General features: G+C 50.4%; 13 protein-coding genes. All 13 read right to left on the bottom strand.

The annotated features are described in order from the left end of the window. Positions 1-137: 137 nt before the first annotated feature. Positions 138-470, bottom strand: a complete 333-nt coding sequence (locus ACI6NM_RS13580) for a plasmid mobilization protein (RefSeq protein WP_438500907.1) — start codon at positions 468-470, stop codon at positions 138-140. After that, positions 467-6,463, bottom strand: a complete 5,997-nt coding sequence (locus ACI6NM_RS13575) for a DEAD/DEAH box helicase family protein (RefSeq protein ID WP_438501108.1) — start codon at positions 6,461-6,463, stop codon at positions 467-469. Before ACI6NM_RS13575 ends, ACI6NM_RS13580 begins: the two co-directional genes overlap by 4 nt. Before the next feature lie 266 nt (positions 6,464-6,729). After that, positions 6,730-7,074, bottom strand: coding sequence for a TnpV protein (locus tag ACI6NM_RS13570; RefSeq protein ID WP_438501107.1), 345 nt, complete (start codon positions 7,072-7,074; stop codon positions 6,730-6,732). An 803-nt stretch (positions 7,075-7,877) separates the two neighbouring features. Beyond that, positions 7,878-8,084: a transposon-transfer assisting family protein gene (locus tag ACI6NM_RS13565; RefSeq protein ID WP_438500906.1), complete on the bottom strand. Its 207-nt coding sequence runs from the start codon at positions 8,082-8,084 to the stop codon at positions 7,878-7,880. Then, complete coding sequence (locus ACI6NM_RS13560) at positions 8,085-8,678, bottom strand: YodL domain-containing protein (protein WP_438501106.1); 594 nt, start codon at positions 8,676-8,678, stop codon at positions 8,085-8,087. After that, positions 8,665-8,973: an immunoglobulin gene (locus ACI6NM_RS13555; RefSeq protein WP_438500905.1), complete on the bottom strand. Its 309-nt coding sequence runs from the start codon at positions 8,971-8,973 to the stop codon at positions 8,665-8,667. The genes ACI6NM_RS13560 and ACI6NM_RS13555 overlap by 14 nt, the downstream gene beginning before the upstream one ends. Further along, positions 8,970-9,857, bottom strand: a complete 888-nt coding sequence (locus ACI6NM_RS13550; protein ID WP_438500904.1) for an LPD16 domain-containing protein — start codon at positions 9,855-9,857, stop codon at positions 8,970-8,972. Before ACI6NM_RS13550 ends, ACI6NM_RS13555 begins: the two co-directional genes overlap by 4 nt. Beyond that, on the bottom strand, positions 9,854-11,932 hold the full coding sequence (locus ACI6NM_RS13545; protein WP_438501105.1) for a DNA topoisomerase 3: 2,079 nt from the start codon (positions 11,930-11,932) through the stop codon (positions 9,854-9,856). The genes ACI6NM_RS13550 and ACI6NM_RS13545 overlap by 4 nt, the downstream gene beginning before the upstream one ends. Before the next feature lie 71 nt (positions 11,933-12,003). Further along, complete coding sequence (locus ACI6NM_RS13540) at positions 12,004-12,720, bottom strand: hypothetical protein (RefSeq protein WP_173859803.1); 717 nt, start codon at positions 12,718-12,720, stop codon at positions 12,004-12,006. A gap of 427 nt (positions 12,721-13,147) precedes the next feature. Then, positions 13,148-14,311 (bottom strand): CD1107 family mobile element protein, encoded by a 1,164-nt coding sequence (locus tag ACI6NM_RS13535; protein ID WP_438500903.1) that lies wholly within the window; start codon positions 14,309-14,311, stop codon positions 13,148-13,150. Beyond that, on the bottom strand, positions 14,308-14,559 hold the full coding sequence (locus tag ACI6NM_RS13530) for a DUF4315 family protein (RefSeq protein ID WP_013274293.1): 252 nt from the start codon (positions 14,557-14,559) through the stop codon (positions 14,308-14,310). Before ACI6NM_RS13530 ends, ACI6NM_RS13535 begins: the two co-directional genes overlap by 4 nt. A gap of 35 nt (positions 14,560-14,594) precedes the next feature. Next, positions 14,595-16,364 carry a CD1108 family mobile element protein gene (locus ACI6NM_RS13525; RefSeq protein WP_438500902.1) on the bottom strand — a complete coding sequence of 590 codons (1,770 nt, stop codon included), beginning with the start codon at positions 16,362-16,364 and terminating at the stop codon, positions 14,595-14,597. A 3-nt stretch (positions 16,365-16,367) separates the two neighbouring features. Next, positions 16,368-18,755 carry a VirB4-like conjugal transfer ATPase, CD1110 family gene (locus tag ACI6NM_RS13520; RefSeq protein ID WP_438501104.1) on the bottom strand — a complete coding sequence of 796 codons (2,388 nt, stop codon included), beginning with the start codon at positions 18,753-18,755 and terminating at the stop codon, positions 16,368-16,370. Between the last annotated feature and the right edge of the window lies 1 nt (position 18,756).

The following is an 18,756-nucleotide window of genomic DNA, read 5'->3' as shown; positions in this document are numbered from 1 at the left end:
TTTCTTTTCATCTACATTTTACCGTTCACGCTTGCCAAACACCACGATGTCAAGAGGAAGGCCTGCAAAAAATTATGTAACGGCACAGACAGTTTCATCTGTGCCATGTGCTGTAGAAATCCCGCACATTTGCGCCTTCAGCGAATAACAGAAAGTCTCTTCAGGATCAGCTTCTGCATCTCCCAGAGTTCATCCAGCCGCTTCTGCAAATCCCGGATATCCTCCGCATAGATGCTTCCGGATTCATTGGCTCGTTTTGCGTACTGGTTCAGGTTGTTGCTGCATCGGCGAAGAAGGGTGGATACCTGCGCCACATCCGACAAATCAAGATTCACGCAGTACCCGTCCATCGCCATTTTTCTCATATAGGCACCGGTATTCCGAATACCCAATTCTTTCTGCTTTTCACGAATCCTCGCCAGCTCTTCCGGGTTTACCCGGACATTGATCCAGTGTTCCCGAACACTCATAGTGCCACCTCCTCATCATCTCGATGTGTCATCGGCGGAATGCGCCCTGCACGGTCACGCAGCTCTGCCAGGACAGACGGCTTTTCCGTTGTTTTTTCACGGTCAGGATCATCATTTCCACGATCATCCATATTCAGCAGTGCGTCCAGTTCTGCCAGTCTTGCACTCTTTTCCGCCAGTTCTGCCTCCTGGGGGAACGGCTTTCCAAGCTCGGCTTGCGCCGCTTCCTGCTGGCTCCTGAGATTGTCCAACTGTTGTTCCGCCTTTTCCAGTCTTGCAGGAATCCCGGCAAGAGCATTATCCAGACGCTGGATATTGCCCGCAGCACTGGTGCCGATGGGCACTCGGTGGGTCATCTCACCTTTCAACAGTACCTGATACTCTTTCTGGAAGCTGTCAAATGCCAGCTCCATCTTGAAACCGCGATAGCTGCCAAGCGGCACCGGCTCCAACCTCTGATTGGTTTTACAGATTGCGAGGATTGCTTCACCGGCCTCTGCTTTTTCAGTAAAGCGTGTGTCATTTACCTCCATGCCGCAGAACCCTTCTTCCGGCAGCGGATGTGCTGCCACCGTCCGAATATCCGACTGAAAGCCCTTGATGAACCCCTGCGTTTTCTCAATTTCCGCAGGGAAATATTTCATCAGCTTATCCTCCAAGCGGTACTGCTGGCTCTGATGGTCTGCCTTCAATACTTTCAGCCTTGCAACATCTACATCCAAGTCCATTTTCTCCTTGATCTGCGGATCTCCTGCACAAAGTGCCTTGATCTCCGCATAGGAAAGAGCCTGCTCATCTACATCGTCACAGGAACGAACCGGAGATTTGCTGGTCATAATCTGACTAATAAACTTCTGCTTATTCTCCAGTGTCTGATAGAGGTAAGCGTCAAAGGTTCCTTCCGTCACATACTGATAAACCTGCACCTCTTTGTTTCGGTTTCCCTGACGGATGATGCGACCGTTTCTCTGGGTCATGTCCGCAGGCCGCCAGCCTACATCCAGATGATGCACGGCCACCAGTCTGTCCTGCACGTTCGTGCCTGCACCCATCTTCTGTGTCGAACCTAACAATACCCGTACCTGTCCGGTACGCACTTTGGCAAACAAATCTTTCTTTTTTGCCTCAGTATCGGCATCATGAATAAATGCGATTTCTTCTTCCGGCACACCGGACTGAATTAGTTTGGCGCGGATATCCTCATAGACATTGAAGGTTCCATCGTTCTTCGGCGTGCTGAGGTCGCAGAACAGCAACTGGGTCAGCTTATCCGACTGTCCTTCCTCATAAATCCGAAGCACATTCCGCACACAGGCGTTGAGCTTGCTATTTGGGTCATCCGGCAGGAGCGGATTCATCAATCGCTGATCCAGTCCCAGCTTTCTGCCATCCGATGTGATTTTCAGCATGTTATCGACCGACGGGTCTACCACACCGGAATGCACAGCCGCCGACCGTTCCGAAAGCTCCGCCACCATCGCCTGCTGATGCTCCGAAGGCTGCACCACCACGGTTTCAAATTTTGCCTCCGGCACCGGCAGATGCAGCTGATCGGAAGTCTTGATATCTGCCACTTCCTTGAACATATTCATCAGCTCCGGCAGGTTGAAGAATTTTGCAAATCTCGTTCTTGCCCGGTATCCGGTTCCTTCCGGTGCCAGCTCAATGGCCGTGGTGGTCTCACCAAAGGTAGAAGCCCAGCTGTCGAAATGGGTCAGCCCTTTCTGCTGCAACGTGCCGTACTGGAGATACCGCATCATGGTGTAAAGCTCCGTCATGCTGTTGCTAACCGGGGTGCCGGTCGCAAAAATGATGCCGCGCCCGCCTGTCAACTCGTCCATATATTGGCACTTCATAAACATATCCGAAGATTTCTGCGCTTCCGATGTGGACAAGCCTGCAACATTGCGCATTTTTGTGTAGAGGAACAGATTCTTAAAGGCATGTGCTTCGTCTACAAACAGTCGGTCTACGCCCAGCTGCTCAAAGGTAATCACATCGTCTTTTCGGTCGGTTGCCCGAAGTTTCTCCAATCTCGCCTCCAATCCTTTCCGGGTCTTTTCCATCTGTTTGATGGAGAAACGTTCGCCATTCTGGGATTTCATCTCAGCAATGGCGTTTTCGATTTCATCAATCTGGGCAGTCAAAATCCGCTCCTGCCGTTCTGCGGACACCGGAATTTTCTCAAACTGGGAATGCCCGATGATGACTGCATCGTAATCACCAGTAGCAATTCGTGCGCAGAACTTCTTTCTGCGGGCAGTTTCAAAGTCCTTTTTGCTTGCCACCAGCAATTTTGCGCTCGGATACAGACGCAGAAACTCGTTTGCCCACTGAAGGGTCAAATGATTCGGAACGACAAACATGGATTTCTGGCACAGTCCCAGCCGTTTTGCCTCCATAGCAGAAGCTGCCATCTCAAAAGTCTTACCGGCACCTACCTCGTGAGCCAGCAGCGTATTGCCGCCGTACAGCACATGAGCAATGGCATTCTGCTGGTGTTCCCGCAGCCGAATCTCCGGATTCATGCCGCCAAAGCGGATATGAGAACCATCGTACTCACGAGGACGGGTACTGTTGAACAGCTCGTTATACTTTTCCACAAGTTCCGCACGTCGATAAGGGTCTTTCCACACCCAATTCTGGAACGCATCCTTAATGGCCTGCTGTTTCTGCTGGGCAAGGGTGGTCTCCTTTTTGTTCAGAACCCGCTTTTGCTTACCGTCTGCATCCTCCACGGTATCATAGATACGGATATCCCGCAGATTCAGCGTATCCTCCAGAATCCGGTAGGCATTGGCTCGGCTGGTGCCGTAGGTCATATAAGCATGAACATCATTCCGGCTCGGTGTACTCTTACCGGTAATCTGCCACTCTGCCGTCATGGGAGAGAATTTCACTTCAATGTTCCGGCGCAGATAAAACGGCGGTTCAAAGGTTTCTTCCATGAACTGCTGGATATAATCTCGATTTACCCATGTAGCACCAAGGCGCACATCAATCTCCGACGCATCCAGGTCTTTCGGCTGCGCCTTTCTCAGATATTCTGTATTTACCGCAAAGGCAGGGTCAGAAGCCGCAGCCAGTTCTGCCACACGGAGCTTTTCACGGACATTGCCGGACAGATATTCATCAGCCGTCACCCATCCGTTTTCCTCGCCGCCCTGCGTCATCGGGTCTTTGAAAATGACACCATGCAGTTCTTGCCGGATTTTTTCATATTCTCCCGGTGTACCTAAAAGCTCCGACATATAGGGCAAATCCACTCTGCCGCGCTCTCCGATAGAGATTGCCAGAGCTTCTGCCGGAGTATCTACGCTGGTAACAGCCCGTTCCGGTCGAATCGTCCGTTTGGTGAACATATCTGCCTTGGATTCCAGCCTGCCGTTTTCATCCACATTTTCCAGAGAGCAGAGCAGATAATAAGATGAATCTTCCGAAAAAGCCTGCGCATTTGCACGGGAGTTGATAAGCCCATACTGATCGGCGAATCGGTCATAGGCTACATTCAGTTCCCGCTGTTTCTGGGCAATCGCGTCCTCCGGATAATCGTTCAGCTGGTAGTCAATCAGTTCCTGCACGATGGTGCGAAGCTCCACCATGCCCTTGATCCTGCCGGTGGCCGTCGCAGAAAGGTCAGCTTTCCGCATGATGCTGTTCTCACGGAAGTAGACATCCCCATCTACTACTGCATAGGAGAAGTTCTTTACATTGGGGTCTGCCGGAATGGTTTCGCCCTGCAAGGACAGTTCTTCCTCCGGTGCCAGCTCCTGCGCTTCATAGTGGCCGCCGATATGCTGCACAGCCTCATGCAGCTGGTCTCCCAAATCTGCATCCGGAATCGGAATGACCGTACATTCTTCCTTGCCGTACTGGGTGCTTTCCGTTGTAATCTCACCCAGCACCATTTCCGGGTGGTCAATGAAATAACTATTGAGGGTTATGCCCTCCGAAGTCAGCCCCAGATGCACCCAATCCGGCTCGATATCAATGGGATGGTCTCTCTTTTGCAGGAAAATGATATCCGACACTACATCTGTACCGGCATTGGCACGGAATGCATTATTGGGAAGTCGGATGGCTCCCAGCAGTTCTGCCCGCTGCGCCAGATACTTTCGTGCGTCCGGATTCTTGGCATCCATCGTATAGCGGCTGGTAACAAAGGCCATGATGCCACCGGGACGAACCTGATCCAATGCCTTGGCAAAGAAATAGTTGTGGATAGAAAAACCGAGCTTATCATAGGGTTTATCGCTGACACGGTAGTTGCCAAATGGCACATTGCCCACGGCCAGATCATAGAGATCGCGGCGGTCGGTGGTTTCAAAACCTGCCACCTTGATTTCTGCCTGCGGATACAGCTTCTGCGCAATACGCCCTGTGATGGAATCCAGTTCCACACCATACAGTCTGCTTTCCAGCATGGAATCCGGCAGCATACCGAAGAAGTTGCCGACACCCATCGACGGTTCCAGGATATTGCCTTTCTCAAATCCCATACCGTCCAACGCTTCATAGATTGCACGGATCACGGTAGGACTGGTGTAGTGCGCATTCAGAGTCGAAGCCCTGGCTGCGGCATATTCTTCTTCCGTAAGAGCTGCTTTCAGTTCCTTATATTCGCCTGTCCAGGCAGCTTTCTCTGCGTCAAAGGCATCTGCCAGCCCGCCCCAGCCGACATAATTGGCCAGTGTTTCCTGTTCTTCCGGTGTCGCATCCCTGTGCTGGTTTTCTAAGGTTTTCAGCGTGTAGATGGCATCCATGTTGGCACGGAATTTCTGTTTAGGACTGCCTTCGCCAAGATGAAAGCTGTTGATACGATAGTTTTCTGCATGAGTGTTCTCCGGCTCTGTCTCTGGAATTACTGATTTTTGTTCCTCACTTTGCTTTTCTCTGCCGGGATTCAGATCAACCACCAGATTATGCAGGTGAACATTTTCCTCATGCTCCAAAAGTCTTGCCAGATTTTCTTTGCTTTCCGAGCGGAAGGTCGGATACACGGAATCCGGGTCCCGAAGCCCCACATCAAAAAGCCCGACTTTTTCAATCGTAAATTCCTTTCCGTCCAGATACAGCGTATCGCCGACACGATAATCTGGCTGCACCGGAGCTGCCGGTTCTGGCTGCACAGTTGCAGGCTCTTTTTCAGCCTCCATATTCCTGCCGCGAATCTCCTGCAACGCCTCTGACGCACTCACATAATCGGCAAATGTCTGCACTTTTCCGTCCGAATATCCGTAATACTCTTCTTTAACATAATCCCAGATGGCAAACGCATCCTTAGAATCCGGGAAGTTCTCGCCGGTCATCGTGACAACAAATCGTTCATCCGGTGCATAGCCTGACTCTCTGGCAAGTTCTCTGGCGTGTTCCTGCATTTCCAGCACCAGAGGATCTGTCTCTGCGTGAGCCGATTCCGGTGCTTCTTCGGATTCCACATCCAGAAATGGAATGTCCTGCTGCAAATTCTGCTTGCTCTGTTCAACATAGAGCCAGTCTTTTGCTTCCCGTTCCTGAACTTTTTCAATCAACTGCTGGCGGTAGGTCTCTGCCTCCCATTCGCTGGTAAACTCTTCGCTGACACCATCCGGCTCCACATGAATGCCGTCCTGAATATCATCCCAGACCGCATAACCATCGTCTGTCTCCATCACGGTAAACCGCTGTGGTGCCGCCAGTTCACTCCGGGCATATACATCCGCAGCCGTATTCAGCATGTTGTCCACATGCTCATTTCCGGTATCGTAGCGTTCCGGTGGCGTTGGCGGAAACACATGGGCGGCAGTCGGCATAGGAAGCGGCGCGCCGTATTCCTGCTCCAGCTTCCGATACTCTTCCATTTCCAGCGCGGTCAGGTAATGATCATTTTCCACAAGCCGGTCTAACCGCTTATCCACTGCCGACCATGTGAGTCGCACTTCCCGGTCATGGTCATAATTGCGAAGCAGAATACCTCTTCCGTTATAATCGGCAAAACCGCGACTGCCATCCATAAAGGTATAGCTGTGGCCACCGAGACCGTATTCCGCTTTCAAGAATGCAGCTCGTTCTTTTGCGTCCCCTTGCTGCTGATACAGCGCATAAATACGGATCTTTCCGCCTTCAAAATTAGAACCGGTCCGCAGCATCCGGTCGATTTCATCCTCAGAAATGACAAAAGCGGAGGGCTTTTCGCTCTCCGCTTCTCTGGCTGCATGTTCTGCCGCCGCATCAATTTTCTGAATCTGCTCTGCTTCGGACTGAAACAGACTCATGAAGTTTAACTGTTGATAAGTTCCGTCAGAATAACTTCCTCTGCCTGCGCTTTCAGCATGTTCATGTGCTGCACCCAGGCCATCTGGTTCGATTTCTTGTCCGGTGCCGGATTCGCTTTCAGAAGCTCCGCCATCATCTGCTCCATCCGTGCGGTAGCGGTCTTCTGAATCTCCCACAGGTGCGGATACAGCTTCTCGGTCAGGATCAGGTGATTGTACAGCAGCGTGTTGTTCTCCTGCAGGAACGCTCTGCGCATCCTCCCGTACTTGCCCAGGGGCTTCTGTTCCTGCACCGACAACTGGATGTCCGGAATCAGGTAATCGCCGTTCTTCGTGTAATTCAGCTCCATCATAGTTTTGGCTCCTTTCTGCCTGCTTATCTCTTTCATAGGTTCGGATCGTGCGTTCAATTTCCCGGAAGATCTGGCTGGACATTTCGCTGACCGCAGTTCCCAGCACATTGGCGGCAGCCTGCGTATTAAAATCAAAGATGTCCAGAAAATCCTCGTGTTCAAAATAGTCATCTGCATTGCCTACCGTCCGGGTAAAGACGTAAAATGCGATGCTGACAGCGGCAGCTCTCTTAAAGGAAGCTCCGATGTTGAGTTCATCATACCCTTCCAGATAGGAATCAGCAACGATGTCACTAATCTGCCTGCGGTTTTCCTCCCAGTAATCCCTTGCAAGGCGTTCCGCCGCTTCCATGATATGATTTTCCAGAGACCCGGCACCTGCAGGAACATCAAACGCTGCATCCAGTGCCCGAATGATTGGCTGCTCATGCTCCGCATTCATTTTCCAGAGCTGTACCGGGCGGGAATTCTTCCGTTCGCCGGTATCTGCCACATCAAATACATACCGCAATTTCGGTTGCTCCCCGCGCATATCCAAAAGAGCAATGCCCTTGGAGCCACGCTTCACATAGCGGTTCATCCGATCATTCCAGAGATCGTACTCTGCACAGGCCGTTGCTTCTGGTCTCTGCTTATAGATCATCAGCTGTTCCGCAAAGGGATACTTATAAAGCCGTGCGGATGTGGTCAGAAACGCTGTCCACTGTTCTTTGCTGCCAGTGATCTGTGCCGCAGCTTCCTGTGCCATCTGCATATAATAAGCCGTTTTCGTCATCATCTGTCTTTTTTCCTCCTCTCCTTTATTCGTCTGGATACAAATCCAGTGCCTCATATTCTGCATCCGTCATCTCTGCCAGTTTCGCAAGCAGCGAGGCCGTCCACTTGCGCAGGTTTCTGTCTCTGCCCGTCAGCCTTTTTTGCATCGTCTGAAGCTCTGCAATCAGCCCTGTCCGTGTGCCAGGGCTGTAAAGCATAATGAGCATCCATTCGTCATCCGTAAAACGCATTTATAACTCCTTTTCTTCGCAGCACCTGCGAGGCGGCGCAGGCGGCACCGCCTCCTGCTTTTCCTTCAGCTGATCCAGAACCGATGCTTTCTCTGCCGGTTCTTCCTTCTTTCCGTTATTGATCACGCCGTCAATCATGCCGTAATCGTCCTCCATCGCCATTTCTGCGGCTTTCAGGTAATTCTCCGGTTTCAAAAATCCGGGCAGTTCCTGGAAGCCGATGGAATCCACATAGTGACAGCTTACAACACCGTTCTGCCGTAAAGCCATGATGTCAGACACAGAAAGATTATGCCCAGTAAAATCATCAGGGCGGGAAACATTGAATTTCGCATACAGCTCCTCCAACATCGTGTTCTGATCCTTGTAGGGAAGCAGCGGAGCCGTATAAACCACTTCATAATGGTCAATATCCGGCTCCAGCCCCATCCGTTCCAGTTCGCGCATAGACGAAAAGCGTTCATATACCGTATCCTCGCTGCGGCGAAGCTGCAAAATTGCATACTGGTCGGTAGTACTGTCGAGAAATGCCATCATCTTCTCATCTAATGCCTGATTTCCATGCACTTCATCCCATTTTTCAATTCTTGCCATCATTCATTTCTCCCTTCTCCATAAACGGCAGTCCGTTTTTCTTTGCTTCCTGTCGCTGCTGTTCCCGACGCTTTTCACTGTAAAGCGGTCGGATACCGACGCAGTGTTTCGGAATCGTATAAGTGACCGACCCATGCTCCCGATGCTCCAAAGTAAACTGCTCCGGATACTGTTTTCGCAGTTCCCGGAGCTTCTTAATCAGGCGGCTGTCATGGGTGTAAACACTGGCATTGTCCAGTTCATTGTCAAAATTGATGACGGTTTCCTGCTCCGCCTTCGTAAGCTTATATTTCATCGCTCCGCCTCCTTCGCCTTAGCAGCTTTCACAGGCGTATCCGTTCTGAAAGACAAATCCGAGAGTTTACCCAGCACAGATTCCCGTCTGCTGATTTCTGCATCCTCTGCACGATCACAAAGTTCATCATAGTCAATCCGCATCATGGTACGGCCACCGAACCCATAATCCGAAAGAATCTGGTCTCTGGCTGCATTCATGCTGATTTCCGAGTTGTCGATCTGTCCACCGTCAATTTCCGTGAAGTCCTTATGATATAAGGTATAGTCGTAACCGTCCTCACAAGTCTGAATGGCAAGAAAGCCCTTGCTTCCCAAATCCCATGCGCTGCGTTCTTCTGTAATCAATGGCTCCGGGCGGCATGTACCACCGCCGCGTTCCAGCATTTCTGCCAGCTGGCAGATGTGCAGAACATCATACCCCAGGCGCAGATGATATTCGTCCATATATTCGCAGCGGGCTGAGAATTTCCGATTCGGATACTCAATCTCCACCGCACTGCCATCCGGAATTTTGAACCGATCCTCGTAGCTGCTGGTGATAAACCGGATATTTTTAGCATTCTCCAGTTCAGGATCAGCCTTTTTCATCTGCCAAAGAACCTTTCTGCCGCCGCGCATCTGCTCCAGCATCTCCGGGGCTACCTGCGCAACGGTAAGACCGTCCAGCTGGGGAATCTCCTTGAGTGCTGCCACCCTCGCGCTTTCATCGAGAGTAGAAAACGGCTGTTTATCCAACATATCCCAGCCAATGTGTCCCTCGGCAATCTGCACCTTTCTGTCCATATCAAAGCAATGGAATTCCACGCCCTCCTGCTTTTCCTGCAAGGAAAGCAGAGCGACATTATCCACCAGATAAGCTGCATTCATCATTTTCATGCTCATTTTTTACCTCCAAACTCCAGCTTAAATGCTGCTGCACCGTCCTCGCCGGTTTCTACATGAACGGTTGTGTCATAGTAACGATTGGACTTCTTGGAATAGCAATGGGTAAGCCGTGCTTTTCCCTGATTTACCAGTTGCTTTGCCAGTTCCTCTGTCATCTGCTTTCCCAGTGTCTGAAAGAATCTGTTTTCCTTCCAGAGTGCAAATTTACAGTTCTTATCCCTGCAAAACCAACCCTTTGCCGTTTCACAGACATCACTGCCGCAGGCGGGACAGGAGCCAATGACCTTGCGTTCCGGCTGCATCAGCACATCGGCTCCTTTTACAGCCTCGTAAGTTTTAACAAGTCCGCTAACCATGCTACTGATTTCTCCCATAAAGGCATCACTGTCATACTCGCCGTGTTCTATTTTCAGCAGTTTTTCCTCCCAGTCTGCCGTCATGGATGGAGACTGAATCTGTTCCGGCACCACCGTCACCAGCGCATTTCCCTTATCCGTAAAGAAAAGGTATTTTGTTTTCTTATCGCCCTTGCGCTCGATAAATCCTTTCTGCACCAGTTTTTCGATGATAGCAGCGCGTGTTGCTGGTGTGCCGATGCCTTTTCGCTCTACGCCAGCCGGGAACTCATCCGAGCTGGCACTCTCCATCGCTGAAAGCAGAAGATCTTCGGTAAATCTCTTAGGCGGGCTGGTCTTGCCCTCTTTCAGATCGACACCAGCAAGTTCCAGTGTCATGCCTTCCGAAAGTTCCGGCAGTTCACCTGCCTCCGCATTCTTCTCAGCATCTTCTCTCGACTTTCCTGCATATCGTCTCCAGCCTATATCCGTGACTGTTTTGCCTTTCGTGCGGAACTTCTGACCAGTGCACTCCGCTTCTACTATGGTTTCTGCATAGCGGCAAGGTGTTCCGACTGCACAAATCAGCCGCACAGCCAACATGGTAAGGATCGCCTGTTCTCCACTGGGAAGAGAGGAAATGTCATAACTTGCCGCTGTTTTTGTAGGGATAATGGCATGGTGATCGGTGACTTTCTTTGAATTGATGACCTGCGCTGCATTCACCGGTGCCGGCACATCCGGCTGAATCTGAAAGCTCTGCTGGATCACAGAAACAAGTTCTGGCACCAGCGGTGCCATATCATCCGTCAGATACCGGCTGTCGGTACGGGGATAGGTTACGAGTTTCTTCTCGTACAGAGCCTGTGTGTAATCCAGGGTCTGCTGGGCAGTGAATCCCAGCTGCCGGTTTGCTTCTCGCTGAAGCGATGTCAGATCAAACAAGGTCGGGGGCTTCTCTGCTTTTTCTTTCTGCTCCACCTTGGTAATGATGGCACTACCTGCCTGACAGCACTCTGCCACCAGTTTTTTTGCTTCTGCTTTTGCTTTCATCCGCTCACTGCCTGCTTGAAAATCCCGGAATCTCAATTCTGCCGAGTAGAACGGCTCCGGCTTGAACGCTCGGATTGCTGCATCCCGCATAACCACCATCGCAAGCGTTGGTGTCATCACTCGCCCCACATTCAGGGTCTGCCCATACAAACATGAAAAAAGCCGGGTGGCGTTGATTCCGACAATCCAGTCGGCACGCTCCCGGCATAAAGCCGCCTCATATAAGGCATCATATTCTGTTCCCGGTCTGAGCTTCTGAAAGCCTTCCCGGATAGCACTGTCCTCCATCGAGGAAATCCAAAGTCGTTCCACCGGCTTTTTGCAGCCGCACTGATGGTAAACCAGTCGGAAAATCAGTTCTCCCTCACGCCCTGCATCGGTTGCACAGATCAGGCTCTCCACATCTTTCCGCTGCATGAGCTTTTTCAGGGTTCCAAACTGCTTTTTCGTGCTGGTGGACACCTGATACTGCCAATGTTCCGGCAAAATTGGAAGATCATCATACCTCCACTTGGCATACTTCTCATCATAGGCTTCCGGCTGGGAAAGTTCCACCAGATGCCCCACACACCAGCTGACAAGGTAGCCATTGCCCTCCATATAACCGTCCCCGCGCTGATTTGCCCCAATCACCTTCGAGAGGCTCATGGCAACTGAGGGCTTTTCCGCTAATACAAGCTTCATTCGATACTGCTCCTTTCGCAAAAAAATTAGCAGCCAGGCACCGAAGCACATGACTGCTATGTAGAAATGCCTTAACGGGCATCATTCCCTTTTATTTGAAGATATGCATCAATTTCAATCAATTCATCCGGTGTCATTTTTTCTATATCGGTTTTTGTATATCCATCTGGCACTGATTTAACAAAATGCTTTCTAAGTATATTATCTGCATATTCTCGGCTCTCTACCAAATCGTGATAATCTTCAAGTTCTGAAATGATTCTTTGGCAATTATACATCTCAGCATCGCCATATCCATCCTGCTTAAAGTGTTTATAAATGACTGGTAGAATTGCATCTAAAAGGTCGTGTTGGAAAGAGTATTGTTCCTCGAAATCTTTTTCTTCAAACTGTTTATATGAAATTTCAAATAGTGACAGTATTCTCTTCAATGTTTCATCTATTTTTTCGCGTTGCAGTCTTTCTTGCTCTTCCCGAAAATATGGAAAATCTTCAATATGTGTCAAAGGATTCAGGTACAGTTCTCGTATCACCGAGTTCGTTGTGTGAAATGCTCCTTCAACAAGTTCACCTGTTAGCAATCTTGAATCAACATCCAAATATTTAGCAATCTGCTCGATATACTGACGACGCATCTTGCCATTATTCAAAGAACGGCGGATTGTCTTATCTGAGCACTCGATGCTTAATTCCTCATCTAACCGGCGTATGCTGGTTTTCTTCAACTTCAGTACCTGCATAAACACATCTTTATTTACATGGTCTGTTTCTACGAATCCTTTTGGCATCAGTTTTCTCCTTGCGGTCATTATAGATATATAGTCCATTGATTGCGGTCATCTTCAATGTTATTATAATCGTGCAACCAAACGTTCGCAATGCCTATTTTACTTAAAATGACCATCAAAAAATCAAACATATCTGAAAGGAGTAGTGTCCTATGTCCTATGAAACAATCACAACCGTCAGCAACATTCTTAATAGCAAAAATGGCCCTCTATACGCTGGAATGGCTTCTATAGTCGTTTTAACTCTTGCCCATATGCTCACAGAAAACAACTACAGCATTTCCGGCTCGTCTGGTAACATCACTACTTGCACCACATCTGACCTGTTAGAAACTTCTACAAAATCATAAGTTTGCTATTCTCTGTAATTATTTCTATGTAAAAGGGACGGCTTCTCAGCCGCCCCCACAGGTCAACGCTGCGTTAATCAGACAGGTTCATCGTCCGATTCTGCTTCGTAATCCTCGTTGACATCCACTTCTTCGTCCTCGTCACCATCATCCTCCGGCAGCTGGAGCACGTCTTCATCCTCATCATGATAATCTGCATCAGGGTCCGGCTGATTTTTCTTGGATGCAGGCTTTATGCCCCTCATCTTGATATAGAGATAGCCGCCGACACCGGCTGCACCAATCACAAACAGAAGCAGCATAATCATCGGAAGCGGGGAAGCTTTCTTTTCCTCGCTCTCTGTTTTCTGCTCTTCCGGTGCAGGTTCCGTCTCCTTCGGCTTTTCGGTTTCCGCAGGTTCCGTGACTTCCGGTTTCTTCTCCTGATACTTGGCTGCTTCCTCTTCATCCATCAACGCAAGCAGATCGGCCTCATCCACCATGTTCAGAAAATGCACGTTCTGGTTGCCGTCTTTATCGCGGTCGATGATCAGATAAAAGGTGTTGCCCGCCTTTGTCACCAGCGTAATGAACTGCTGGCTGGATTTATCTTCTTCCTCACCGATATCGTCCACCAGCGTCATATTTCCTTCCGGAGTCAAAGCTGCACTGGATTTCGTCTTATCCTCGGATGACATTCCACTCTGCATCAGATCCAGAAACAGCTTCAGCGCATCTTCACTGAACATGCTGCTGTCTTTTGCAGAATCCGTGACATTCAGGTACTTTCCATGTGCATACCCGGTTTTGCCGTTGAAGTTCACCTTATACCAGTCACCGCATTTTTCGACAATCTCCACCGTATCGCCTGAATGCAGATATCCGATAATCTCCTGATCCATGCCGGGACCAGAACGAAAATGCAGGCTGGTGATACCCGGCACCACTGTACCCATCTGCTTTCGAGACTTTTCACTGCCGATGTTGTATTCCTTGCCACCCACCGTAACGATCAGGTTCCCATACTCATCCGTAGAGACCTCATAGCCATCCGGCAGCACCTGCATATCCGGGTCGATTTCGCAGCTGTCGGTATTGTCCGTTTTCCCTGCATTTGCGCTTTCCTCTGCATCTGTCTCCTGCACAGCGGTACTGACAGACGTGTTCTTCTGCACATCATCGCCCGTATAGGCAAATGCCGTAGTCGTAAAGGTTCCTGCCGCCATCACGCTGGCAAGCAGCATTGCCATCATCTTTTTCATTCCATATCCTCCGTTTCTTTCTCATCCAGTTTCAGGTTCTCCGGGTTGGGAACCGCAGCCTGCGCCATCTGAATGATGACTGCCAGCTGTTCCGGGGTCAGGCTCTGGGCATGTACCATTTCACAAATTTCGCTGTTTTCCTGCTCGTGGTACTTTCTGTCCCATTCCTTTCTGCGTTCCTCCCACTCATCGCGTTTTCTGCGGGCTTTCTCACGCTCCGCAGCAATCTTTTCCAGTTTCAAACTCATACTCTGTCCTTTCCGGGCGAATAAACGCCCTGTTTTTATCGAATTCTTCCCATGCAGTAGTAGTGCTGCCGCCAGTAGTTCGTCTCAATGGAAGCATAGGAAATTGGGTTGCCGCAGTGAATCATCATCCCGTTGCCGACATAAATGCCCACATGGGACGCTCCGCTGGTGTTGTAGGTTTTCTGGAAGAAGATCAGGTCTCCGGGCTTTGCCTCACTCTTCGGGATAATGTCGCATTTTCCCATCAGACCGTTGGCCGTCTGCCTGCCTACATTCCAGCCATTGCCGCAGTGGTTGATGACCCAGCTTACAAAACCGGAACAGTCAAAACTGGTACTCGGCGAGCTGCCGCCCCAAACATAGGGATAACCGAGATATTTCTCAGCTTCGGTAATCATCTTCCGGAATTTTTCATCCGTCAGAGCTTCGCCCGGAATGTCGTAATCCTGATATTCTCCGCTGGAACCCGCGCCATCCGGCGTTGCAAAGGCTATGCCTGCAAACAGGTCATCCCGATTGCCCCTGCACTCCAATGTGACTTCGTAGCGTTGCAGCTGGTCATCTGTAAGACCGGAATTTCTGGCAACATAGTCAACGCCACGATTGAGCAGCGTTACATTGAGGATTTTATACTCATACTGTACCGTCACCTGATAGGTGTAGGTGTGTCCGGTTCCGGTGATCGGATTGTAACTATAACCCACACGAGTTTCTTTCCTTGTCCGGATTTCCACCTTTTCCACCAGCTTCAACTCATACTGCGCTTCAAAAATACTCTGGAGCCGCGCCTGCACCTGGCTTCTCGTGTAGTTTTCAAATTCTACAGTCAGCAGAGAAGCCAACTCATAGGGATTGTGTCCGATCTCTGCCAAATTGTAGCGATACTCGTCATAGCCCGGATGGTCGGTTTCAATGCGGTCGATTTGTTTGCGAAGTTTATCTTCCAGCTTGGTATAATCCGTCTCCACGCCTTTCAAATCTTCATCTTCCGCCGTGTAGGAAGTCCCCAGCACCACATTGCCGCCGCCATTGATCAAGACGGAGCATGACGAAACCGACCCGGCAATCACCAAAACAAGCAGTCCCACAGCTGCAATACCGATGATGATATGCGAGTGGTTCTGCACAAACTGAAACGCTTTTTCCGTCATGCTGGCAGTACCCTGCGCAGCTTTGGCTGTGCCAGCTGCTGTGTTCTCCGCAGCGGCCGCACCTGCCTTCGCAGCGGCATACTCTTTTTTGATGGCCTGCTTCTGCCGCCATCGGGAAAAGAGATTGGAACCAGCCTGCGGATCAGCCTTCATGCGTTCCGCAAAGATGGAATCCACGGCATCTTTATCTGCCTTTTTCTCCAACCGCTCCAGCTTTTTGTACTGCCGCAGCTTTCGTCCATATTGGAACCGAGAACCAGCACGGGCTGCACCTTCCGCTGAACCTTCGGTAAAATGCGCTGCCTCCACACCGGAATTATTATCCTGGTCGGCATTGCGCACACCCTGATGTGCTTTGGCCGAAAGCGCATCTGCCGCAAGATTTCCCGGTTTCTTTGGCTTTCCGCCCTTTTTCCCGGAAACCGCCGCATTCTTCTTCGCCTTTACCTCCTGCTCTGATTTCAGCTTCTTGCTGCGCATCTTGGCGAGATCGGCCTCATGGCGAATCTGCCTTCGGTGTTCCGCTTTTTTCTTGTTGCTGTCTCCCGTACTGCTATCGGCAGTTTTGTTTCTGGAATCGCGAAGGGTGTTCTCCGCACCCTCGCGCTCCTGCCGCAGCTTGTCTCCGAGATTCGGATTTTTCTTGCCAGCCATCGCTTACGCCTCCTTTGCTTCCTGTACTTCGGTCAATTTTGTCGTCATAATCCGGTACAGTTCAAGATCGGTCGGGAAGCGATCAACGAACGGCAAAATCACATTTCCGTAGAACAACAGTCCTTCGCCTTCACCGGAGTGGGTCACATAAGACAGCTGGTGCGGGCTGATGTTCAGCTGATCCGCCAGAATCTGACGGTCACCGGCTGCCTGATTCAGCATATAAATGAAGTCGCTGTTCTCAAAAATGTTCGTCACTTCGCGGGAAGAAAGCAGATCTTTTACGTTCTGGGTGATGCCGGTGGGAATACCACCCCATTTACGGAATCGCTTCCAGATTTCCACGCTGTAAGCCGCTGTCTGCTCTTCTTTCAAAAGCAGATGGAACTCGTCCATATAGTAGCGGGTGGCTTTACCAGCGTTGCGGTTGGCGGTCACACGCCCCCAGACCTGATCCTGCACCACCAGCATACCGATCTTTTTCAGCTGCTTGCCCAGCTCCTTGATGTCATAGCAGACCAGCCGGTTATTGATATCTACATTGGTGCGGTGGTTAAACAGGTTCAGCGAACCGGTCACATAGATTTCCAATGCTGTTGCCACATGGTGTGCTTCCTTTTCATCCTGCCGGAGCAGTGCCTCGTACAAGTCCTGCAACACCGGCATATTCTCCGGCACCGGATGCTCGAAATAGGTCTGGTAAATCTGATGAACACAGCGGTCAATGACCGTCTTTTCTACCGGCTGCAAGCCTTCTTTGCCGCCCACGATCAGCTCACACAGGGACAGGATGAAATCTGCTTTCAGGGCAATCGGACTATCCTCTTCTGAATAATTCGCGTTGATGTCCATCGGGTTGATATACTGCGTGCTGGAAGGGCTGATTTTAATAACCTGCCCCTCAAATTTCTGCACCAGTGCCGTGTACTCGGCTTCCGGATCGCACACGATTACATCGTCATCCGTCACCAGAAACGCATTGGCGATTTCTCTCTTGGCAGAGAAGGATTTACCGGAACCGGGGGTACCCAGAATCAGCCCGTTGGGGTTCTTGAGCTTTTTCCGGTCAACCATAATCAGATTGTTGGACAAAGCATTCAGCCCATAGTACAGAGCCTCTTTCCCGGTCTGAAACAGCTCTTGGGTAGTAAACGGCACGAAAATTGCCGTGCTGCTGGTCGTCATGCTGCGCTGAATCTCAATCAGGTTCTGTGCCAGCGGCAGGCAGCTCATCAGCCCCTGCTCCTGCTGAAAGTCCAGACGGCGCAGGTTGCAGTTGTACTTCTGTGCGATGCTGGAAGCCTGAAACACGTTGGTTTCCAGCTCCTGCTCCGTCTCGCCGGTGTTCATCACCAGAAAGGTCAGCAGGAACATACGCTCATTCTGGCTCTGCAATTCCTTCAGCAGTGCCTTTGCGTCCTTGCCGTAAGTTGCCAAATCCGACGGAATAATGTCCATATCGTATCCGGAACGGACAGCTTTCTTCTGCTCCTCAATCTTGGAACGATCCAGCTCCGTAATGGTGTGCTTGATGGACTTGATTGCTTTGTTCTGGTCTACCGACTGAATGTGCATGGTCACAATCTGGCTGGATTCCATATCCAGAAAGTCCTTCAGCAGCTGATCCGACAGGTCGGAAGCCGTAATCTGGAGATAGGACATGGAACCATACATCCCACCCATCTGAAAAACACGGTTCTTCGGAAAGGCAAAACCGGTCGGAGCAATAAAGTCCTTTACCGACAGCCCGCTCTCCGGCAACCACTTCCAATCGAAATTGAATCGGTCATGGTCACCCATGTGGAACATATCGTGCATCAGATGAAGTCGTTCCTTTCCGTTCAGCAATTTTGCCCGGACACCCAAGCGTTTGAAGTTGTTCATCAGGTCGATCTCGATGTGAATGAGCCTTGGCTTTGCCTGTTTCATGGATTCTGCTTCAATGCCAAACGTCAGGTACTTCGTCTTGGTCAGGCCGTTGTTGCCCTGGGCAAGCTGACGGCGGAGCATGGTGCTGTACTCCGTGCGTACCGGATTGAAATGATCCTTCTGATACGGGATACGCACCATCTTCTCAAAATTCGAGGCATCCGTAGCCATATTCATAAAAGAAAGCTCGAAGCGGATGCTGGAATCAAAGAAGTTCAGGAAGCTGCACCATTCTTCAAAGATAGCCGTCTGATCTTCCTGCTGTGCCAGCTGGTAATTGATGTCTTGAAACTGGATGGTTTTGGTGTAGTAGTTATCCGTCACACGGCAGATACCATCCGGGAACATCCGCTGAAAAGGAATGCTCTCCTGTGCCGAATGCGGAACCGTGCGGTCACCCCTTGCGCGGTCAATCACCGTCTGCACCTGTTTCTGCTCTGCGGCTGACAGATGCGACGGCATT

The sequence above is a fragment of the Pilosibacter sp. YYHA0881 genome (assembly GCF_051602715.1).
GTDB classification, from domain to species: domain Bacteria; phylum Bacillota; class Clostridia; order Lachnospirales; family Lachnospiraceae; genus Alitiscatomonas; species Alitiscatomonas aceti.
Note: the sequence above shows the minus strand (reverse complement) of the source record. Positions and strands in the feature narration are given on the sequence as shown.